Source organism: Streptomyces sp. NPDC091281 (genome assembly GCF_044757425.1).
Classification (GTDB): domain Bacteria; phylum Actinomycetota; class Actinomycetes; order Streptomycetales; family Streptomycetaceae; genus Streptomyces.
The window spans coordinates 148,355-164,271 of the sequence record NZ_JBIVUY010000004.1; the positions used below are offsets into that span (position 1 = coordinate 148,355).

Sequence of the window (15,917 nt, forward strand, 5' to 3'; positions counted from 1 at the left end):
CATCGACACAACCACTACACTGATCGTCATGGAGGACGAGGTCGATCGGCTGGTCGCTGCGTGGCGCCGGGAGCGCCCGGACCTCGACGTGGAACCGCTGGAAGTGCTGAGCCGGGTGAGCAGGCTGGCCCGGCACCTGGACCGCGCCCGACGCCTGGCGTTCTCCGAGCACCAGCTGGAGCCCTGGGAGTTCGACGTGCTGACCGCGCTGCGCCGCGCCGGGGCGCCGTACCAGCTCTCGCCGGGGCAGTTGCTGACGCAGACCCTCGTCACCTCGGGCACGATGACCAACCGGATCGACCGGCTGACGAAGAAGGGCCTGGTCGAGCGGCTGCCCGACCCGACCGACCGGCGCGGGGTGCTGGTGCGCCTCACCGACGACGGCAAGGACCGCGCCGACCAGGCGCTCGCCGGACTCCTCGACCAGGAACGCGCCATCCTGGCCGAGCTGTCCCACGGCCAGCGCGGCGAACTGGCCCGGCTGCTACGCCAGCTGACCGCCCCGTTCGACAACATCCCCGGCTAGGTCCACCGGCCCCACCCCGGCCCGTCGGGCCAGCGCCACCGCGGCGAGGGTGGAGTGCACACCCAGCTTGCCCAGCACGTTCTGCATGTGGGTGCGGACCGTGTGCGGGGAGAGGAACAGCCGTTCGGCGACGGCCTTGCGGCCGAGCCCCGCGACCATGCAGCGCAGCACCTCCCGCTCGCGCGGGGTCAGCGACTCCACCAGCCGCTCGCTCTCGGTACGGTGCTTGCGCGCCGCGGTCAGCTCCTTCAGCACCCCGGTCAGCAGGGCGGGCGGCAGATGCGTCTCCTCCCGCAGCACCCCCCGGATGACGGTGAGCAGCCGGGACAGCGAACAGTCCTTGGCGACCCAGCCGCAGGCCCCGGCCTGGAGGGCGAGGGCGGCCCGGCGCGGGTCGTCCTTCTCGGCGAGGACGACGATCCGCGCGTGCGGGTGTGCGGCGCGGACCCCGGTGACGAGGGAGATCCCGTCGACCAGCCCCTCCTCGTTGCCCTCCTGCACCGGCACGGCCGGGCGGACGCCGGGCAGCCGGCCGCCCAGGTCGGCGTCGACCAGCAGCACGTCGTAGCGGCGGCCCTCGGCGACCGCGCGGTCCAGGCTGCGCAGCGCCGCCGGGCCGCTGCCGGCCGCGGAGACGTCCACATCGGGCTCGGCGGCCAGGGCGGCCGCGAGCGACTCGGCGAAGATACGGTGGTCGTCGACGACCAGAACACGGATACGAACCACGAAACCCCCTTCCCCAGGCTCCTTCACGGAGCAGGGGATACCCCAGGCCCGGAGAACGACGACCGGCGCGGACCCGACGGCCCGCGGCGGAAGGCCGACCGCACGGACGCCGCCGTGCAGAGACTTGCTACCCCCACCGCGGGCGTCGTACCCGGCTGTCTCGCCCCCTGATCAGCACACCGGCCCCCACCGGCGCTGTCCACAGCGTAGGGCCGTGCGCGGGGAGCGGAAGGAAAATCACAGAACTGGCCGTCTCCCGCGTTTATGGTGAGGCGCATGTTCCGTCTTGAGGCAGAAGTCGACCGGACCCGGCGTGATCTGCTCCGTTCCCGGCTCCGCGACACCAACACGAACGCCTCCACCGCGCTCCGCGCGATGCGCGGCACCTCCGAGGAGCGGGAACAGCCGCTGCACCTGTGGGTGATGGACGAGGCGGGCGACCTCGCGGGCGGGCTGGTGGGCCACACCTGGGGCACCTGGCTGCACGTCGCCCTGCTCTGGGTCGACGACCGCCACCGCGGCGCGGGCCTCGGCGCCCGCCTCCTCACCGAGGCCGAACGCCTCGCCGCCGAGGACCGCGGCTGCCTCCGCTCCCGCCTGGAGACCTGGGACTTCCAGGCCCCCGACTTCTACCGCAAACACGGCTACGAGGTCGTCTGCGTCATCGAGGACTACCCGCCGGGGGTCACGGAGTACACGCTGACGAAGCGTCTGGGCTGAACGGCCGGGGGCGGGCGGCGCGGGTGGGCGCGAGAGAAGGAGAGCGGCCCGCGCTGTCAGGGGCGCGGGCCGCTCGGGCGGGGGTGGTGCGGGCGGGTCAGGTCAGGCGGTGGGCGCCTGCCGCGGGGACGGCCTCGAAGGCGCGGGGGGCCGTGAAGTCCGCGGCGGCGAAGGCTTTTTCGACGGCCTGGGTGACGGGGGCGACGTCGGCCGTCTCCACCAGGACGATCGCCGAGCCGCCGAAGCCGCCGCCGGTCATCCGGGCGCCGAGGGCACCGGCCGTACGGGCGGTGTCGACGACCAGGTCGAGTTCCGGGCAGGACACCCGGAAGTCGTCCCGCAGGGACGCGTGCCCCTCGTCGAGGACCGGCCCGATGGCCCGGGCGTCGCCCGCCTCCAGCAGGGCCACCACCCGCTCCACCCGCTCGTCCTCGGTGACCACGTGCCGCACCAGCCGCCGCACCTCGCCGTCCGGGTCGTCCGGCGCCAGCCGCTCCAGCGCCGCGCCGAGGCCGGCGTACGGGACGTCGCGCAGCGCGTCGACGCCCAGCAGGGCCGCGCCCTTCTCGCAGCCCGCGCGGCGCTTGCCGTACTCGCCGCCGCTGTGCGCGTGCTTGACCTGGGTGTCGACCACCAGCAGCCGCAGCCCCTCGGCCGCGAGGTCGAACGGGATCTGCTTCTGCGTCAGGTCGCGGGTGTCGAGGAACAGGGCGTGCCCGGCCTCGCAGCAGGCGGACGCGGTCTGGTCCATGATCCCGGTGGGCGCGCCGACGTAGACGTTCTCGGCGCGCTGGCACAGGCGGGCGAGCTGCCAGCGGGGCAGGCCCAGCCCGTACAGGTCGTTCAGGGCGAGCGCGACGACGACCTCCAGGGCCGCCGACGAGGACAGGCCCGCGCCCGCCGGGACGGTCGACGCGAGGTGCACGTCGGCCCCGGTGACCGGGTGCCCGGCCTCGCGCAGCGCCCACACCACGCCCGCCGGGTACGCCGTCCAGTCGTGGTCGCCGCCGGGGGCGAGGGCGTCGAGCGCCAGCTCGGCCACCCCGCCCTCGACGTCCGCCGAGTGCAGCCGCAGCACACGGTCGTCGCGGCGGGCGACCGCGGCGACGGCGGTGTGCGGCAGCGCGAAGGGCATCACGAAGCCGTCGTTGTAGTCGGTGTGCTCACCGATGAGGTTGACCCGGCCGGGCGCCGACCAGACGCCCTCCGGCTCCGCGCCGTACAGCTCCGTGAACGCCGCGCGTACCTGCTGCTCCCCCACCTACCGCTCCTCTGCGATCTTCCGCGTGAACTCCCACGCGTCGGCGACGATTCCCGCGAGGTCCGCGCGGGACGGGTTCCAGCCGAGGCGTTCGCGGGCGGTGGCCGCCGAGGCGACCAGGACCGCCGGGTCGCCGCCGCGGCGCGGGGCCACGACCTCGGGGATCGGATGTCCGGTGACCCGGCGGACGGTCTCGACGACCTGGCGCACGGAGAAGCCCTCGCCGTTGCCCAGGTTGCAGATCAGGTGCTCGCCCGGCTCGGCGGCGGCCAGCGCGAGGAGGTGCGCCTCGGCCAGGTCGGCGACGTGGATGTAGTCGCGTACGCAGGTGCCGTCGGGCGTCGGGTAGTCGTCGCCGTAGACGGAGATCGCGTCGCGGCGGCCCTGGGCGACCTGGAGGACGAGCGGGATCAGGTGCGACTCGGGGTCGTGCCGCTCGCCGTACGCGCCGTACGCGCCCGCCACGTTGAAGTAGCGCAGCGACACCGCCGCCAGGCCGTGCGCGCCCGCCTCCCCGGTGATCATGTGGTCGACGGCCAGCTTCGACGCGCCGTACGGCGAGGTCGGCGCGGTCGGGTCGGACTCGGTGATCGGCGTCGACACCGGCTCGCCGTAGGTGGCGGCCGTGGACGAGAACACCAGGCGCCGCACGCCCGCCTCACGCATCGCGCCGAGCAGCGCCATGGTGCCGCCGACGTTGTTGTCCCAGTACTTCTCGGGCTTCACCACCGACTCGCCGACCTGGGAGAACGCGGCGAAGTGCAGGACGCCGTCGAAGGAGGCGTCGAGCCACTTGGCGGCGTCGCGGATGTCGCCCTCCACGAACGCGGCGCCCGCGGGGACGCCCTCGCGGAAGCCGGTGGAGAGGTTGTCGAGGACGACGACCTCGTGGCCCGCCTCCAGCAGGTGCTGGGCGACCACACCGCCGACGTATCCCGCGCCACCCGTGACCAAGTACTTGCCGCTCATCAACTCGCTACCTCTCGCAGTCGCTCGGCCGCGCGCTCCGGCGGCACGTCGTTGATGAACACACTCATGCCGGACTCGGAACCCGCGAGGAACTTCAGCTTGCCGGACGTACGGCGGATGGTGAAAAGCTCCAGATGCAGCGCGAAATCGTCCCGGTTGACGCCCTCGAACTCCTCCAGCGCGCCGAACGGCGCCTGGTGCCAGGCCGCGATGTACGGCGTCTGCGGCTCGTTCTCACCGAAGATCCGGTCGAAGCGGCGCAGCAGCTCCAGGTAGACGCGGGGGAACTCGGCGCGCGCCGCCTCGTCCAGCGCGAGCAGATCCGGCACCCTGCGCCGCGGGTAGAGGTGCACCTCGTACGGCCAGTGCGCGGCGTACGGCACGAACGCGACCCAGTGTTCACTCTCCAGGACGATCCGCTCACCGCCGCGTTCACGCTCCAGGACGGCGTCGAAGAGGTTCTCCCCGCCCGTCGCGTCCTTGTGGGCCGCCGCCTGACGGAGCATGAGGGCGGTGCGGGGCGTGGTGAACGGGTAGGCGTAGATCTGCCCGTGGGGATGACCCAGCGTCACCCCGATCTCGGCACCCCGGTTCTCGAAGCAGAACACCTGCTCGACGGAGGGCAGATGGGACAGTTCGGCCGTACGGTCCGTCCACGCGTCCAGCACCAGCCGCGCCTGCTCCTCGGTGAGGTCGGCGAAGGCGGCGTCGTGGTCGGAGGTGAAGCAGACCACCTCGCAGCGCCCGGAGTCGCCGGCCAGCGAGGGGAAACGATTCTCGAACACCACCACGTCGTAGGCGGAGTCGGGGATCTCGCTCAGCCGTCCGTCCCGCGAGGGGCAGAGCGGGCACTCGTCGGCGGGCGGGTGGTAGGTGCGCCCCTGCCGGTGGGAGGCGATGGCGACCTCGTCGCCGAGCAGCGGGTCGCGGCGCACCTCGGAGGTGGTGACCGTGGGTTCCAGCGGGCGCCGGTCCACGGCGTCGCGCAGGACGTCGTCCCGCAGGTCGTAATAGATCAGCTCACGACCGTCGGCCAGGCGGGTCGAGGTCTTCTTCACCGGGTCTCTCCATCCCTCCACCGATCTCAACGGATTCCGTCTTCCAACAGAACCGAACACATGGAACCATAATTCCCCACCAGTGGTCACCCCCACGTATGAATCCGACCGCAGGGGCAACAGATTCCGAGGCGTCACCCGAGAAACGCGCACCACGGTGACCACATGCACTACATGAACTGTCTGCCCTAATTGCCCTAATTGCACCATCCGCACCATCCGCGTAACCCGCACCACCCGCACCACCCGCACCACGTCCGTCACCCGGCTCTCCGACCGAAGCGAGCAGCGCATGGGAAACCCCACGTACCCCGTTGACCCGGTCCACTCCACCTATCTGGCGGCGGAGCTGCGGCTGCCGACCAACTGGCTCGACTACACGATCCTGGGCATCTACTTCGTGGTCGTGCTGGGCATCGGCTTCGCCGCCCGCCGCTCGGTGAGGACCAGCCTCGACTTCTTCCTCTCCGGCCGTTCGCTGCCCGCCTGGATCACGGGCCTGGCGTTCGTCTCGGCCAACCTGGCGGCCACCGAGATCCTCGGCATGGCGGCCAACAGCGCGCAGTACGGCGCGTACACCGTGCACTGGTACTGGATCGGCGCCATCCCGGCGATGGTCTTCCTGGGCCTGGTGATGATGCCGTTCTACTACGGCTCCAAGGTCCGCTCGGTGCCCGAGTTCCTGCTGATGCGCTTCGACAGAAGCGCCCACCTGCTGAGTTCGGCCCTGTTCGCGTTCGCCGCGATCCTCATCTCGGGCGTCAACCTGTACGCGCTGGCGATCGTCGTCGAGGCGCTGCTGGGCTGGCCGCAGTGGGTGGCGATCGTCGTCGCGGGCTTCTTCGTGCTGGCGTACATCACGCTGGGCGGCCTGTCCTCGGCGATCTACAACGAGGTCCTCCAGTTCTTCGTGATCCTGGCGGCCCTGATCCCCCTGACCATCCTCGGCCTGAAGAAGGTCGGCGGCTGGGACGGCCTGACCGACTCCCTCGACAAGAGCCACGGCGACGACTTCGTGACGGCGTGGGGCGGCACCGGCATCGGCAGCGACAACCCGCTCGGCGCGAACTGGCTGACGATCGTGCTCGGCCTCGGCTTCGTGCTGTCCTTCGGCTACTGGACGACCAACTTCGCCGAGGTGCAGCGGGCGCTGTCCGCGAAGAACCTGTCGGCGGCGCAGCGCACCCCGCTGATCGCCGCGTTCCCGAAGATCTTCATCGTCTTCCTGGTGATGATCCCGGGTCTGGTCGCGGCCGTCCTGGTCCCGAAGATCGGCACGTCCGGCTCGGACCTCCAGTACAACGACGCGATCCCCTACCTGATGGAACAGCTCCTGCCGAACGGTGTGCTGGGCATCGCGGTGACAGGTCTGCTGGCCGCGTTCATGGCGGGCATGGCGGCCAACGTCTCGTCCTTCAACACCGTGTTCACCAGCGACATCTGGGCCAAGTACGTGGTGACGGGCCGGGAGGACGCCTACTACGTCCGCTTCGGCCGCCTGATCACCGCGATCGGTGTGCTGGCGTCGGTCGGCACGGCGTTCCTCGCGTCGTCCTTCTCCAACATCATGAGCTACCTCCAGACGCTGTTCTCCTTCTTCAACGTGCCGATGTTCGTGGTCTTCATCGTCGGCATGTTCTGGAAGCGGGCGTCGATGAAGTCGGGCTTCTGGGGCCTGCTGGCGGGCACCACGGCCGCGATGGTCAACTACTTCGTCCTCTACAAGCAGGACATCGTTGCCATCCCCACCGACCAGGGCGCCAACTTCGTCTCCGCGATCGCGGGCTTCGTCGCGGGCGCGGTGGTCATGGTCGGCGTCTCCCTGTTCACCAAGCCGAAGCCGGAGGCGGAACTCCAGGGCCTGGTCTACGGCACCCGCTCCCCCGGCATGGCCGAGGCGCCCGCGAAGGGCGACGACGCCTGGTACCGGCGCCCGGCGCTGCTGGGCTGGGGCGCGGTGATCCTGGCGGCGGCCTGCTACATCCCGTTCTCGTTCTGAGCGGCCGCCGATCCGGGCGGCTGCCGTCCCGGGCAGCCACCGTCCCGAGCAGCCACCGTCCCGGGCGGCTGCCGTTCGGTCCCACACGACGTCCGTCGGTGACGACGGGAGGATGGAAGAGTCATGGCATCTGAGCACGAAGAGCACCCGGAGCGCGCGACCGGGGGTGGCACCACCCCCGGCTCCGGTTCCGGTTCCGAGGCGGGTCTCCAGAAGGAGGTCACGGACCTGGAGCAGAAGTCCGCGACGGCGGCCCGTATTTTCGACCTGCGCCGCATCATCGGCGGCCTGTTCGTCGTCTACGGCGTGATCGTCACGATCGCCGGTCTGACCGACGACGACGCGGCGATCGACAAGGCGCAGGGCGTCAACATCAACCTGTGGACAGGCCTCGGCATGCTGCTGCTGGGCGTGTTCTTCCTGGCGTGGCTGAAGCTGCGCCCGACCCCGCCCCCGCTGCCTCCGACGGAGGAGGGGACGGAGACGCGGGAGCAGTTCTGAGGCGCGGAGGGCTCTGACGCGCGGGAGGTTCTGACGCGCGGAAGGTTCAGGGGGCGGCCGGCCCCGCCGGAAGGCGGGCGGGCCGCCCTCGGCGTGCGGGAGCTTTTCGGTCTGGGAGCCTTTCGGTCTGGGAGCCTTTCGGTCCGGGAGGCTTTCGGAGGGGTCAGAGGAGGAACAGCCCGCTGAGCCGGGGCAGTCGGCGGCGCGTCTCCTCCTCGTCCTCGGCGTCCCAGTCGTCGCCGGTGGGCCGACCGGGCCGGTCGAGGCCGCGGAGGGCGTCGGTGAGGGCGGCGTCGAGGGTGTCCGTCTCGCCCCGGACCTCCCGATAGGCCTCCCTCACCAGGTGGTTGAGCGACTCGAACCCGAGCCAGCCGCTCTCGCCCCGGCTCATCCGGACGACGAGGGGAAGGTCGGCGAGGGAGTCGGGGTCGGCGACGGCCCGCTCGAAGACGGCCCGCCCCTGGAGGGCGAGCCCGTCCCGGAAGTCCATGAACCCGTCGTCGCCGCAGCCGCCTTCGATGAGGTACGCGGCGTTCCAGAGGGGGTAGTGGTAGGCGGAGTCGGTGACGGTGATCCGCCGGACCCCGAAGGCGACGATGCCGTCGGCCCCGAGCGGAACGAGCACGTCGGTGAGCGCACGGGGCAACGGATCGTCCCGAGCGTCCCGGTCCTCGGCCCGCGCCTCCCCCACCGCGACCCGCGCCCGCTCGACAAGCCCCCACCACACACTGGTGTCCATGCGCCGGAGCCTAGGCCAGGCCACTGACATCGACGGGAGGAGCGGCCCGCCACCGCCCATCGGGACCGGTCAGTCCGCCGTCTCCCCGAACAGGGCGCTCGCGTCGGTGACTTCGTACGAGCGGTCCAGCCAGGTGCTCAGTTCGGTCATGTCGGTGGAGGCGAGGACGCGGTCGCGGACAGCGTCCGGGATGTCGATCCGGCGCCACTGGAGATTCCGCAGGACGACCTCGGCCCGCTCACGCGCCCGCCCCTCCTGACGTCCCTCCTCCCGGCCTTCCTCGCGGCCCTCCTCCCGGACCTCTTCGGCCAGCGGGTGCCGCCAGAAGTACTGCATCGCCGTCATCAGGTCCCTCCACATCTGCCGGGCCTGGGCGTCCGCCAGGCACGAGTCGACGAACTGCACGAAAACCGCGGCGCTGTCGCGGTCGATGGTCCGCAGGGCGGCCGCCAGCGATTCCAGTATGGCCGGAGCCTGCCTGCCCCGCCCGTGTGTCATGGCCGAGAGCACCGCGAGGGGTACGTCCCGTTCGGCCTCCCGCTCGTCCGCGATCACCGGCACGTTGTCCGGGCCCAGCACGAACGGACGGACCGTCAGCGACGGGCAGCCCCGTACCCCCAGGTGGATGGGCTCCGCCGCCCACCGTGCCGTCGCGCTGTTCTGCGTCACGACGATCAGCACCGGCTCGCACCGGTACTTCTCGTGCAGATAACTCAGGTAGTACGGCCAACTGCCGCGCTTGCGCTCGTCGGGCTTGCCCTGCGACTCGACCACCAGCAGATACGTGCCCTCGTCGGTCTCGGCCCGCAGCAGCGTGTCCACGCGGCGCTCGACGGGCTCGATCTCGGTGAGGTCGATGTTCATGGCCGCGAAGTCACGGGGCTCCGGGAACGGCACGCGTAACACGTGTTGGAGGGCGCGGGTCAGGAGCGCCGGGTCCTTCTGGAAGATCCTGTGCATGGCCTCGTGCGAGGAGCCGGGCATGGGCTACGCCACCTCCAGTTCGCACCATACGAACTTGCCGTGCCGCCCGAAGCGGGCCAGCGGGTGCCAGCCCCACACGTCGGCGAAGGCCCGCACCAGCGCGGTGCCGCGTCCGTTCTCCGCGTCCGTCAGGTTCGCCCAGTCGTCCGGCGGCTCGGGCGGCTCCGGGTCCGCGTCCCACGCCCCCACCCGCAGCACCCCGCCCGCACAGCGCAGCCGGAAGATGGCCGGCCCCTTGGTGTGCAGCACGGCGTTCGACACCAGCTCGGAAGTGATCAGCTCCGCCGGTTCCGCGAGGTGGGCAAGCCCGTGCACGGTCAGGATCAGCCGCAGGGTGCGACGGCACACCGGAACGGCCTTCGGGTCGTTGGGGATCTGGAGGGAGTACTCCCAGGGCTCAGCGGAGGTGGTTCCAGGCATGCGTCAACTCCGTGTGTGGGGTGAGGGGTTGAGGGCGCGGTGGCAGTGCCGCGGGCGTCCTGGCAGGACGAAGCGGTGCGCTTCCGCAGAGTGAGGCTCGCATCACCGACGGTAGGGCAACAAATTATTCCCATGCAACCCGTTGCCGTAATCTGACACCCGAACGAGGCACGAATCGTCGGGTGTTGAGGAGCTGGCATGGCCCCGAGAAGCCATCCCACCGCGCGGCAGATGCGGCTCGGGGCGGAACTGCGCAAGCTGCGGGAGGCAGCGGGGCTGAAGGCTCGGGAAGTGGCGGCGTTCCTCGACTCCACGTCGACGCAGATGAGCCAGATCGAGGCCGGAATCGCGGCAGTCAGCGCCGAACGCATCCGCCGCCTCGGTACGCACTACGGCTGCACGGACGATGACCTGATCGACGCCCTCGCCGACATGGCGGGCGACCGTGTACGGGGCTGGTGGGACGACTACCGGGGAGTGCTGCCCCAGGTGAACCTGGATGTCGCGGAGGCCGAGCACCACGCGACGTTCCTACGAGAGATCTCCATCGCCTACGTACCTGGGCTGTTGCAGACCCCTGACTACGCGCGGGCGGTGTTCCGCTACGTGCGGCCTGAGCTGCCCGAGAGCGAGCTGACGCCACGGGTGGAGCACCGGATGCGGCGGCACGCCATCATCGAAGCCGACGCTCCGACGCCGTACGAGACGATCGTGCACGAGTTCGCCCTCCGCCTGCGCGTGGCCGACCGTGGCGTCTCCCTGGCTCAGCTCCGGCAGATTCTGCATCGCATCGAGGAGGGGCACGCGGCCGTGCGCGTCATCCCTCTCGACCAAGACAACTTCGCCGGGGCAGACGCCTCGATGGTCCACGTCGGTGGCCCGGTGCCCAAGCTGGACACGGTACTCAGGGACACCCCCAGCGGCACGGCTTTCATCGACGCCGAACTTCAACTTGCGCATCTGCAACGCCTGCTCCATAGAGTGAGATCGGCATCGCTGGACGCCACGGCGTCGCGGGACTTCATCCACCGTCTGACCAAGGAACTGTGAGGGATCACATGAACGCCGCCCCTCAGTGGCAGAAGTCCAGCTTCTCCGGAGGCGGCGAAGGCAACACCTGCGTGGAGCTGGCGTCCTTCACCGGCGAGATCCGGCTCCGCGAGAGTGACACCCCCGCAGCGACCCTCTCGATGACGCCAACCACCCTTGCCCTCTTGCTCCAGGGCATACGGAGCGGCACTCTGCGAGAGACGAAGGGGGCTCCATGACTGACACCCTGCGCTGGCAGAAGTCGACGTACTCCGACGGCGGCGAAGGCAACACCTGCGTCGAACTCGCCGCCTCACCCTGTGGGATGCACCTCCGCGAGAGCGACGAACCCGAGACGGCCCTCACGGCAACCCCGACCGCGATGAGCCATCTGCTGCACGCCATCCGTCTGGACTTCTCACGAAGGACGTGAATCCATGGCCGCCAGAGCCACCCCGCGCTGGCAGAAGTCCACCTTCTCCGGAGGCGCGGAGGGCAACGCATGCGTCGAACTCGCCTCCACCTTCGGCAACATCCACCTCCGCGAGAGCGACACCCCGGTCGAGACCCTCACCACCACCCCCGCCGCCCTCGCGCACCTCCTGCTCGGCATCCGCGAAGGGCTTTCGGCGCGGTAATTCGATGGCGTACCGGTGAAACCGTGACCACTCTGGTCCGGTGACCCACCCCAAGCACCAGATCCGCGCCCTGCACACGGACTCCACGATCACGGTCTACCAGGCGTACTCGCCGACGATCGGGGTGGCGGCGGCCCGGGACGGGCGCTTCCCGGAGGTCTGGAAGCGGGACCGGATGACGTGGATCAAGCCGTCGTTCCTGTGGATGATGTACCGCTGCGGATGGGGCACGAAGGAAGGCCAGGAGCACGTCCTCGCCGTCGAGGTCGCCCGCGAGGGCTTCGAGTGGCCACTGCGGCATGCCTGCCTGTCCCACTACGAGCGGGGGCTGCACAGCGATCGCGACGCGTGGCGACGCGAGGTGAAGCGGGCGCCCGCCCGGGTGCAGTGGGACCCCGAACGCGATCTGCACCTCCGGCCGCTCCCCCACCGGTCGCTGCAACTCGGCCTCACCGGGGAGGCCACGCGCCGCTACGCCGACGAGTGGATCGTCTCCCTGACCGATGTCACGCCACTGGCGCGTGAGATCCACGCTCGCGTTCGGGGTGGAGAACTGGACGCCGCGCGGCGTCTCCTGCCGCGGGAGCGCCCTTATCCGGTGACCGCGCCGCACGTGACCCCGGAGGAGGACGCTGCCCCGAAGATTCTCCGAGGGCTGTGACCACATAGTGGTCACAGCCAGAACTCCAGCGTGTGGAATGTCAGGAAGACGCAGACGATCAGCTGGACCGCGCCGACGAATTGGGGGCCTGTCCGCAGCAGCACGACGGCGATTACGCCAACCAGCAGGGCCAGAGCGCCGAAGCCCAGTACGGACGCCCAGTCCACGGGCTGCGCGCCGGGCACTGCCTGTCCGGAGCTGGAGTGCATCCGGTTCAGCCCCCGGACGGCGAGCACGATAGCGACCAGCAGTGCGGCCGCCGCGTCAGCCACCAGGACGAGAAACAGGAGGCAGCCTGCGGTGAGGGCTCGCTCACTGCCGGAGGACTGCTTGTCGTCGAGTTCGGGCATGGCTTGACGATCGCCCGGAATACATCCCTCCGAACGGCCCGTCGTCAACTCGCAACCACGGCGTACTGCACTCTTGATGGGCCCATCGAGTCCCGAGATCACGCCAAGGTCCGCAGCCTCGGCAAACGTGTCACGGCTGACCACTCTTGAGTGCTGATGATCGCCCCTTGAGTGGCCGTTGGAGGCTTGGCCGTTGGCGACAGCACGCGGGCAGAAGATCGTTTATTCCAAGACGCGAATAGTCGCGTCCCGTCATAGACACGTCTCCGTGACCTGCCTAGCGTCGTCCCTGAGAGTCGGGAAGCGCCCGACCGGCAGGGGGCCACGGTGACGACCAGGGAACGCCTTACCCGTCTCACAGGCACGGTCAACGGGCGAACTGTGATGACGACGACTGCCCAACGTGTGTGACACAGAGCGCCGCACGTTCGTGGTTCAGGGAGACGCGTACGGGACTTTCAAGGTGCCGGACAGCGAAGGGCTCGCAGAGATTCCTGAGCACGTTCTCAGGGAGGCTGTGCGCGCTCTCGAATGGTGAGTGGCGGAACGTCTTCGACGCCTTCCAGCACGACGCATGGCGTTTCAAAACCCAACCGACGTACATCATGCCTCGCGAAGCTGAGAACGTGGCCCGCCTCCTGCGGGGTGAGGACAAACCCGCCGAGCACCACGTGGAATGGCACTCGCGCGTCAAAGGCTATCTCGAAGAAGGTAAGAAGATCGGGCGCATATGTATTGTTCGGCACCCGCTGACCGACTACCAGCGGTATCAATCCGCGTGGGGTATCCCTGGGAATGTCGCGGTGAGTGAAGACATTCGCGTTCTGGACGTCACGCACGATGAATACGGTCTTCCCGTTGGCGGGCAGGATTGGTGGATTTTCGACGAGTCCACCATTGTTCATCTGAACTTCCGGCCGGACGGAACGCAGATCGGTCGCGAAATCCACGAAGGCGATGTGGAATAGTTTCGCGCCTGGAAGCGTACGACTCTTTCCGCAGCAGTGCCGTACGCCGAGTATGTGAAAGAGCACGGGTGACACTTGAGCCAGAACGGTTGGGCCGGTCCAAGGCCGACCTAGCTGAAACTCTACGCGACTTGCGGAAGCGAGCTGGCCTCACCGGGGATCGGCTCGCCAAGCGTTGCGCCATGAGTCAGTCGAAAATCAGCAAGATCGAGACGGGCAAGACCACTGCCTCACTCATGGACGTCGAACGCATATTGCGGGCCCTGGAGGCTCCTCCGGAGCTTGTCAGAGAGGTCATGGCCATAGCCGGGCTGGCCAAAACCGAGTGGCAGGAAAAGCGTTCATTATGGCGCATGGGCCTTGACAAGCGACAAGTGGAGCTAGCGGCGCTGGAATCCGAGTCAACGGAGATGCGCTACTTCCTGCCGTCCATGCTGACCGCCCTTCTGGCCACACCCGAGTACGCGAAGGCAAGCCTCACCCATTCCCCAGGGGACACATCCAAGACTGTTTCCCGCAAACTGGAACGCCAAGCCGTCCTGTACGACACGTCAAAACGTTTCACCTTTCTGCTCACCGAACAGGCGGTCAGGTGGCTCATCGTTCCCGCATCAGCGATGACCGTTCAAATTGACAGACTCACGTCACTTTCACGGCTGCCCAATATCAGGATGGGCATACTCCTCGACGGAGTCACCATTCCGCGCGGGCCGTTGAACCCCTTCACCGTCTACGACGACCGCCTGGCGACCGCCGAGACCTTCACAGGCCGGATAGTTTTCCAAGACGGCCGCGATGTAACCCAATATCGGGAAGTCTTCGACATGTATGCCGGGTTCGCGGTCTACGAGGACGAAGCCCGCAACTATCTGGCCGCGCGGGCGCGGTCTCTCCTGCGTGATCTTTAGGCGACAACAGGAATTATTCTGAGTCCCTGCCGAACCCTCCTTTACCTTGGGTGCCACACGGAGAAGACGGAGGGAAAGTCGTGGGAGAGCGGGAAATCGGCACGCGGAACGTGGTTCGTGTGTTGCCGTGGAAGACGAAAGACGGCAAGAGATGTCTGCTTCAGAGCGACGATGCCGGGGGTGTGCTCAGCCGTCTCGCGGACGACATGGAAGCGGCGCAACTCGGCATCGGGCAGCGGGTCCTTGTCCACGCCCAGGCACTCCTGACCAACCCCCGTGCCACCGAACCCGAAATTCGTTATCTCACACGGCAGTTGACGGAGTGCCTGGGGGACGCCTTACGCGTCGCCGAGAGCCGTGGTGATCGTCTGGGAATCAGCCCTGCCGACGACGATCAAGGCGACGGCGAGGAAGAGCCGGAGCTGCCCGCTGAGGCCTTCGGATGACCACCGCGCCATCTGGTGCAACGGGTACCGTGGCCAACCCGAGCTGCTGCGATCACTGGCGCCCGGCCGCCGGTCTCGCGGCCCGCCCGGCCCGGTGGCCGAAGTCCGCCCCACCAGCGGGAGTTGGCGCGGATATTCGCGCGGTGCTTCCAAGATCAGCGCCTAGACTCCCCGCATTCGGGTCGATGCGACGGGGGTCTGCATGTTGTTCAACCGGGGCCGCTTCTTGCTGCCCGCGGTCGCTGCCGGTGCTGTGGTGGTGCTGGTCGGGGGGTGTTCGCCGGCCGAGGGGGGTGCGAAGGCGCGGGGCGGGGAGTCGTCCGGTGCCGCGTCGGCGAAGGCGGTGCGGCCGTTGAGTGCGCAGGAGTTGGCTGCCGCGCTGCCCACGGAGGCGTCCGCTCCGGGGTTCCGGATCGTGGGGACGCCGACGCTGCGGACCGGTGGCAGCACGTGGGGCGCGGACGCCGAGCCCGAGGTGTGCCGTCCGCTCTGGGAGGCGCGTGCCGGTGGCCCCGACCGAGCCGTGGCCTCCGCGTCGCTGTCGATATCGCACTCCGACACCGCCCTGGAGACCAGGTTCCTGACCTTCGCCAGTCTCGGTCCCGGACAGGCGGACGCCTTCGTCGCATCCGTCGGGAAAGCCCTCGCTTCCTGCGCGTCGACCTCCTTCGTCAGCTCCCGTGGGGATCGCGTGACCACGCAGGTCGAGGAGGTGACGGAGCCGACGGTGGCGGGCTACGACGCGGTGAGTTTCCGGATGCGCTGGCACAGCGAGATCGACGGGTTCGCGGCGGACACCCACACCCTCGTCACGACGCTGCGGGCCGGTGACGCCACCCTCACCGAGGTGGCGGACATCAGCCTGGGGAGCCGGCTCTCGGCCGCGCGGCAGCGGGCCTTCGTACCGACGCTCTATCCGGACCCGCTGAAGGCGCAGGCCGACAGCCTCCGGGAAGCACAGTCCCGGTCCGCCGCCGGCTGAGTGGTCCTCGTGGGCCGTCCTCCGCCTCGGGA

At 69.3% G+C, this 15,917-nt stretch carries 21 protein-coding genes; 13 read left to right on the forward strand and 8 right to left on the reverse strand.

Translation table 11 applies throughout. From position 1 onward, the window contains the following. Positions 1 to 28 precede the first annotated feature (28 nt). Complete coding sequence (locus ACIQPQ_RS12225) at positions 29 to 526, forward strand: MarR family winged helix-turn-helix transcriptional regulator (protein ID WP_401302877.1); 498 nt, start codon at positions 29 to 31, stop codon at positions 524 to 526. On the opposite strand, the gene ACIQPQ_RS12230 is transcribed toward ACIQPQ_RS12225, so the two are convergent. Next, positions 485 to 1,252: a LuxR C-terminal-related transcriptional regulator gene (locus tag ACIQPQ_RS12230; protein WP_383773059.1), complete on the reverse strand. Its 768-nt coding sequence runs from the start codon at positions 1,250 to 1,252 to the stop codon at positions 485 to 487. The genes ACIQPQ_RS12225 and ACIQPQ_RS12230 overlap by 42 nt on opposite strands. Positions 1,253 to 1,516: 264 nt before the next feature. Here ACIQPQ_RS12230 and ACIQPQ_RS12235 point away from each other — a divergent pair, with 264 nt between their 5' ends. Continuing rightward, positions 1,517 to 1,972, forward strand: a complete 456-nt coding sequence (locus ACIQPQ_RS12235; RefSeq protein ID WP_401302879.1) for a GNAT family N-acetyltransferase — start codon at positions 1,517 to 1,519, stop codon at positions 1,970 to 1,972. Positions 1,973 to 2,069: 97 nt separating this feature from the next. Here the strand turns inward: ACIQPQ_RS12235 and galK are convergent, their stop codons facing one another. Genes galK through galT form a run of 3 tightly spaced genes read right to left on the reverse strand, consistent with a single transcriptional unit; the run spans position 2,070 to position 5,260 of the window. Further along, entirely contained in the window at positions 2,070 to 3,233 is a 1,164-nt protein-coding gene (gene galK / locus ACIQPQ_RS12240) for a galactokinase (protein WP_401302880.1), read from the reverse strand. Continuing rightward, positions 3,234 to 4,202: a UDP-glucose 4-epimerase GalE gene (gene galE, locus ACIQPQ_RS12245; protein WP_401302882.1), complete on the reverse strand. Its 969-nt coding sequence runs from the start codon at positions 4,200 to 4,202 to the stop codon at positions 3,234 to 3,236. Beyond that, a complete protein-coding gene (gene galT / locus ACIQPQ_RS12250; RefSeq protein ID WP_401302883.1) occupies positions 4,202 to 5,260 on the reverse strand; it encodes a galactose-1-phosphate uridylyltransferase in 1,059 nt (352 codons plus the stop codon). The genes galE and galT overlap by 1 nt, the downstream gene beginning before the upstream one ends. A 292-nt stretch (positions 5,261 to 5,552) precedes the next feature. Here galT and ACIQPQ_RS12255 point away from each other — a divergent pair, with 292 nt between their 5' ends. Together ACIQPQ_RS12255 and ACIQPQ_RS12260 are read left to right on the forward strand one after the other, a co-directional pair. Then, positions 5,553 to 7,259 (forward strand): sodium:solute symporter family protein, encoded by a 1,707-nt coding sequence (locus ACIQPQ_RS12255; RefSeq protein ID WP_401302885.1) that lies wholly within the window; start codon positions 5,553 to 5,555, stop codon positions 7,257 to 7,259. Between the two features lie 123 nt (positions 7,260 to 7,382). Beyond that, on the forward strand, positions 7,383 to 7,760 hold the full coding sequence (locus tag ACIQPQ_RS12260) for a hypothetical protein (protein ID WP_401302887.1): 378 nt from the start codon (positions 7,383 to 7,385) through the stop codon (positions 7,758 to 7,760). A 163-nt stretch (positions 7,761 to 7,923) separates the two neighbouring features. Here the strand turns inward: ACIQPQ_RS12260 and ACIQPQ_RS12265 are convergent, their stop codons facing one another. The 3 genes from ACIQPQ_RS12265 to ACIQPQ_RS12275 form a co-directional block, all read right to left on the reverse strand. Further along, on the reverse strand, positions 7,924 to 8,499 hold the full coding sequence (locus tag ACIQPQ_RS12265; RefSeq protein ID WP_401302888.1) for a DUF4240 domain-containing protein: 576 nt from the start codon (positions 8,497 to 8,499) through the stop codon (positions 7,924 to 7,926). 69 nt (positions 8,500 to 8,568) lie between these two features. Continuing rightward, entirely contained in the window at positions 8,569 to 9,483 is a 915-nt protein-coding gene (locus ACIQPQ_RS12270; protein ID WP_401302889.1) for a hypothetical protein, read from the reverse strand. 3 nt (positions 9,484 to 9,486) lie between these two features. After that, positions 9,487 to 9,903, reverse strand: a complete 417-nt coding sequence (locus ACIQPQ_RS12275; protein WP_383773079.1) for an ATP-binding protein — start codon at positions 9,901 to 9,903, stop codon at positions 9,487 to 9,489. A 198-nt stretch (positions 9,904 to 10,101) separates the two neighbouring features. Here ACIQPQ_RS12275 and ACIQPQ_RS12280 point away from each other — a divergent pair, with 198 nt between their 5' ends. From ACIQPQ_RS12280 to ACIQPQ_RS12300, 5 genes are read left to right on the forward strand one after another with little or no spacing between them, the layout of a single operon-like run. Then, positions 10,102 to 10,953 (forward strand): helix-turn-helix domain-containing protein, encoded by an 852-nt coding sequence (locus ACIQPQ_RS12280; protein ID WP_383773081.1) that lies wholly within the window; start codon positions 10,102 to 10,104, stop codon positions 10,951 to 10,953. An 8-nt stretch (positions 10,954 to 10,961) separates the two neighbouring features. Next, on the forward strand, positions 10,962 to 11,171 hold the full coding sequence (locus ACIQPQ_RS12285; RefSeq protein ID WP_383773083.1) for a DUF397 domain-containing protein: 210 nt from the start codon (positions 10,962 to 10,964) through the stop codon (positions 11,169 to 11,171). Continuing rightward, the gene (locus ACIQPQ_RS12290; protein WP_401302892.1) at positions 11,168 to 11,365 is read left to right on the forward strand and encodes a DUF397 domain-containing protein; all 198 of its coding nucleotides are present in this window, start codon (positions 11,168 to 11,170) and stop codon (positions 11,363 to 11,365) included. Before ACIQPQ_RS12285 ends, ACIQPQ_RS12290 begins: the two co-directional genes overlap by 4 nt. A gap of 4 nt (positions 11,366 to 11,369) precedes the next feature. After that, positions 11,370 to 11,570: a DUF397 domain-containing protein gene (locus ACIQPQ_RS12295; RefSeq protein ID WP_401302894.1), complete on the forward strand. Its 201-nt coding sequence runs from the start codon at positions 11,370 to 11,372 to the stop codon at positions 11,568 to 11,570. A gap of 40 nt (positions 11,571 to 11,610) precedes the next feature. Further along, complete coding sequence (locus ACIQPQ_RS12300; protein ID WP_401302896.1) at positions 11,611 to 12,231, forward strand: DUF4291 domain-containing protein; 621 nt, start codon at positions 11,611 to 11,613, stop codon at positions 12,229 to 12,231. Between the two features lie 11 nt (positions 12,232 to 12,242). Here the strand turns inward: ACIQPQ_RS12300 and ACIQPQ_RS12305 are convergent, their stop codons facing one another. Continuing rightward, positions 12,243 to 12,581 carry an inner-membrane translocator gene (locus tag ACIQPQ_RS12305; protein WP_401302898.1) on the reverse strand — a complete coding sequence of 113 codons (339 nt, stop codon included), beginning with the start codon at positions 12,579 to 12,581 and terminating at the stop codon, positions 12,243 to 12,245. Positions 12,582 to 12,988: 407 nt separating this feature from the next. Here ACIQPQ_RS12305 and ACIQPQ_RS12310 point away from each other — a divergent pair, with 407 nt between their 5' ends. The 4 genes from ACIQPQ_RS12310 (at position 12,989) to ACIQPQ_RS12325 (ending at position 15,885) form a co-directional block, all read left to right on the forward strand. Beyond that, positions 12,989 to 13,549: a DUF6879 family protein gene (locus ACIQPQ_RS12310; protein WP_401302900.1), complete on the forward strand. Its 561-nt coding sequence runs from the start codon at positions 12,989 to 12,991 to the stop codon at positions 13,547 to 13,549. Positions 13,550 to 13,617: 68 nt separating this feature from the next. Next, entirely contained in the window at positions 13,618 to 14,457 is an 840-nt protein-coding gene (locus tag ACIQPQ_RS12315) for a helix-turn-helix domain-containing protein (RefSeq protein ID WP_401302902.1), read from the forward strand. 80 nt (positions 14,458 to 14,537) lie between these two features. Further along, complete coding sequence (locus ACIQPQ_RS12320; RefSeq protein WP_401302903.1) at positions 14,538 to 14,903, forward strand: hypothetical protein; 366 nt, start codon at positions 14,538 to 14,540, stop codon at positions 14,901 to 14,903. 352 nt (positions 14,904 to 15,255) lie between these two features. Next, positions 15,256 to 15,885, forward strand: a complete 630-nt coding sequence (locus ACIQPQ_RS12325) for a hypothetical protein (RefSeq protein ID WP_401302904.1) — start codon at positions 15,256 to 15,258, stop codon at positions 15,883 to 15,885. Positions 15,886 to 15,917 lie beyond the last annotated feature (32 nt).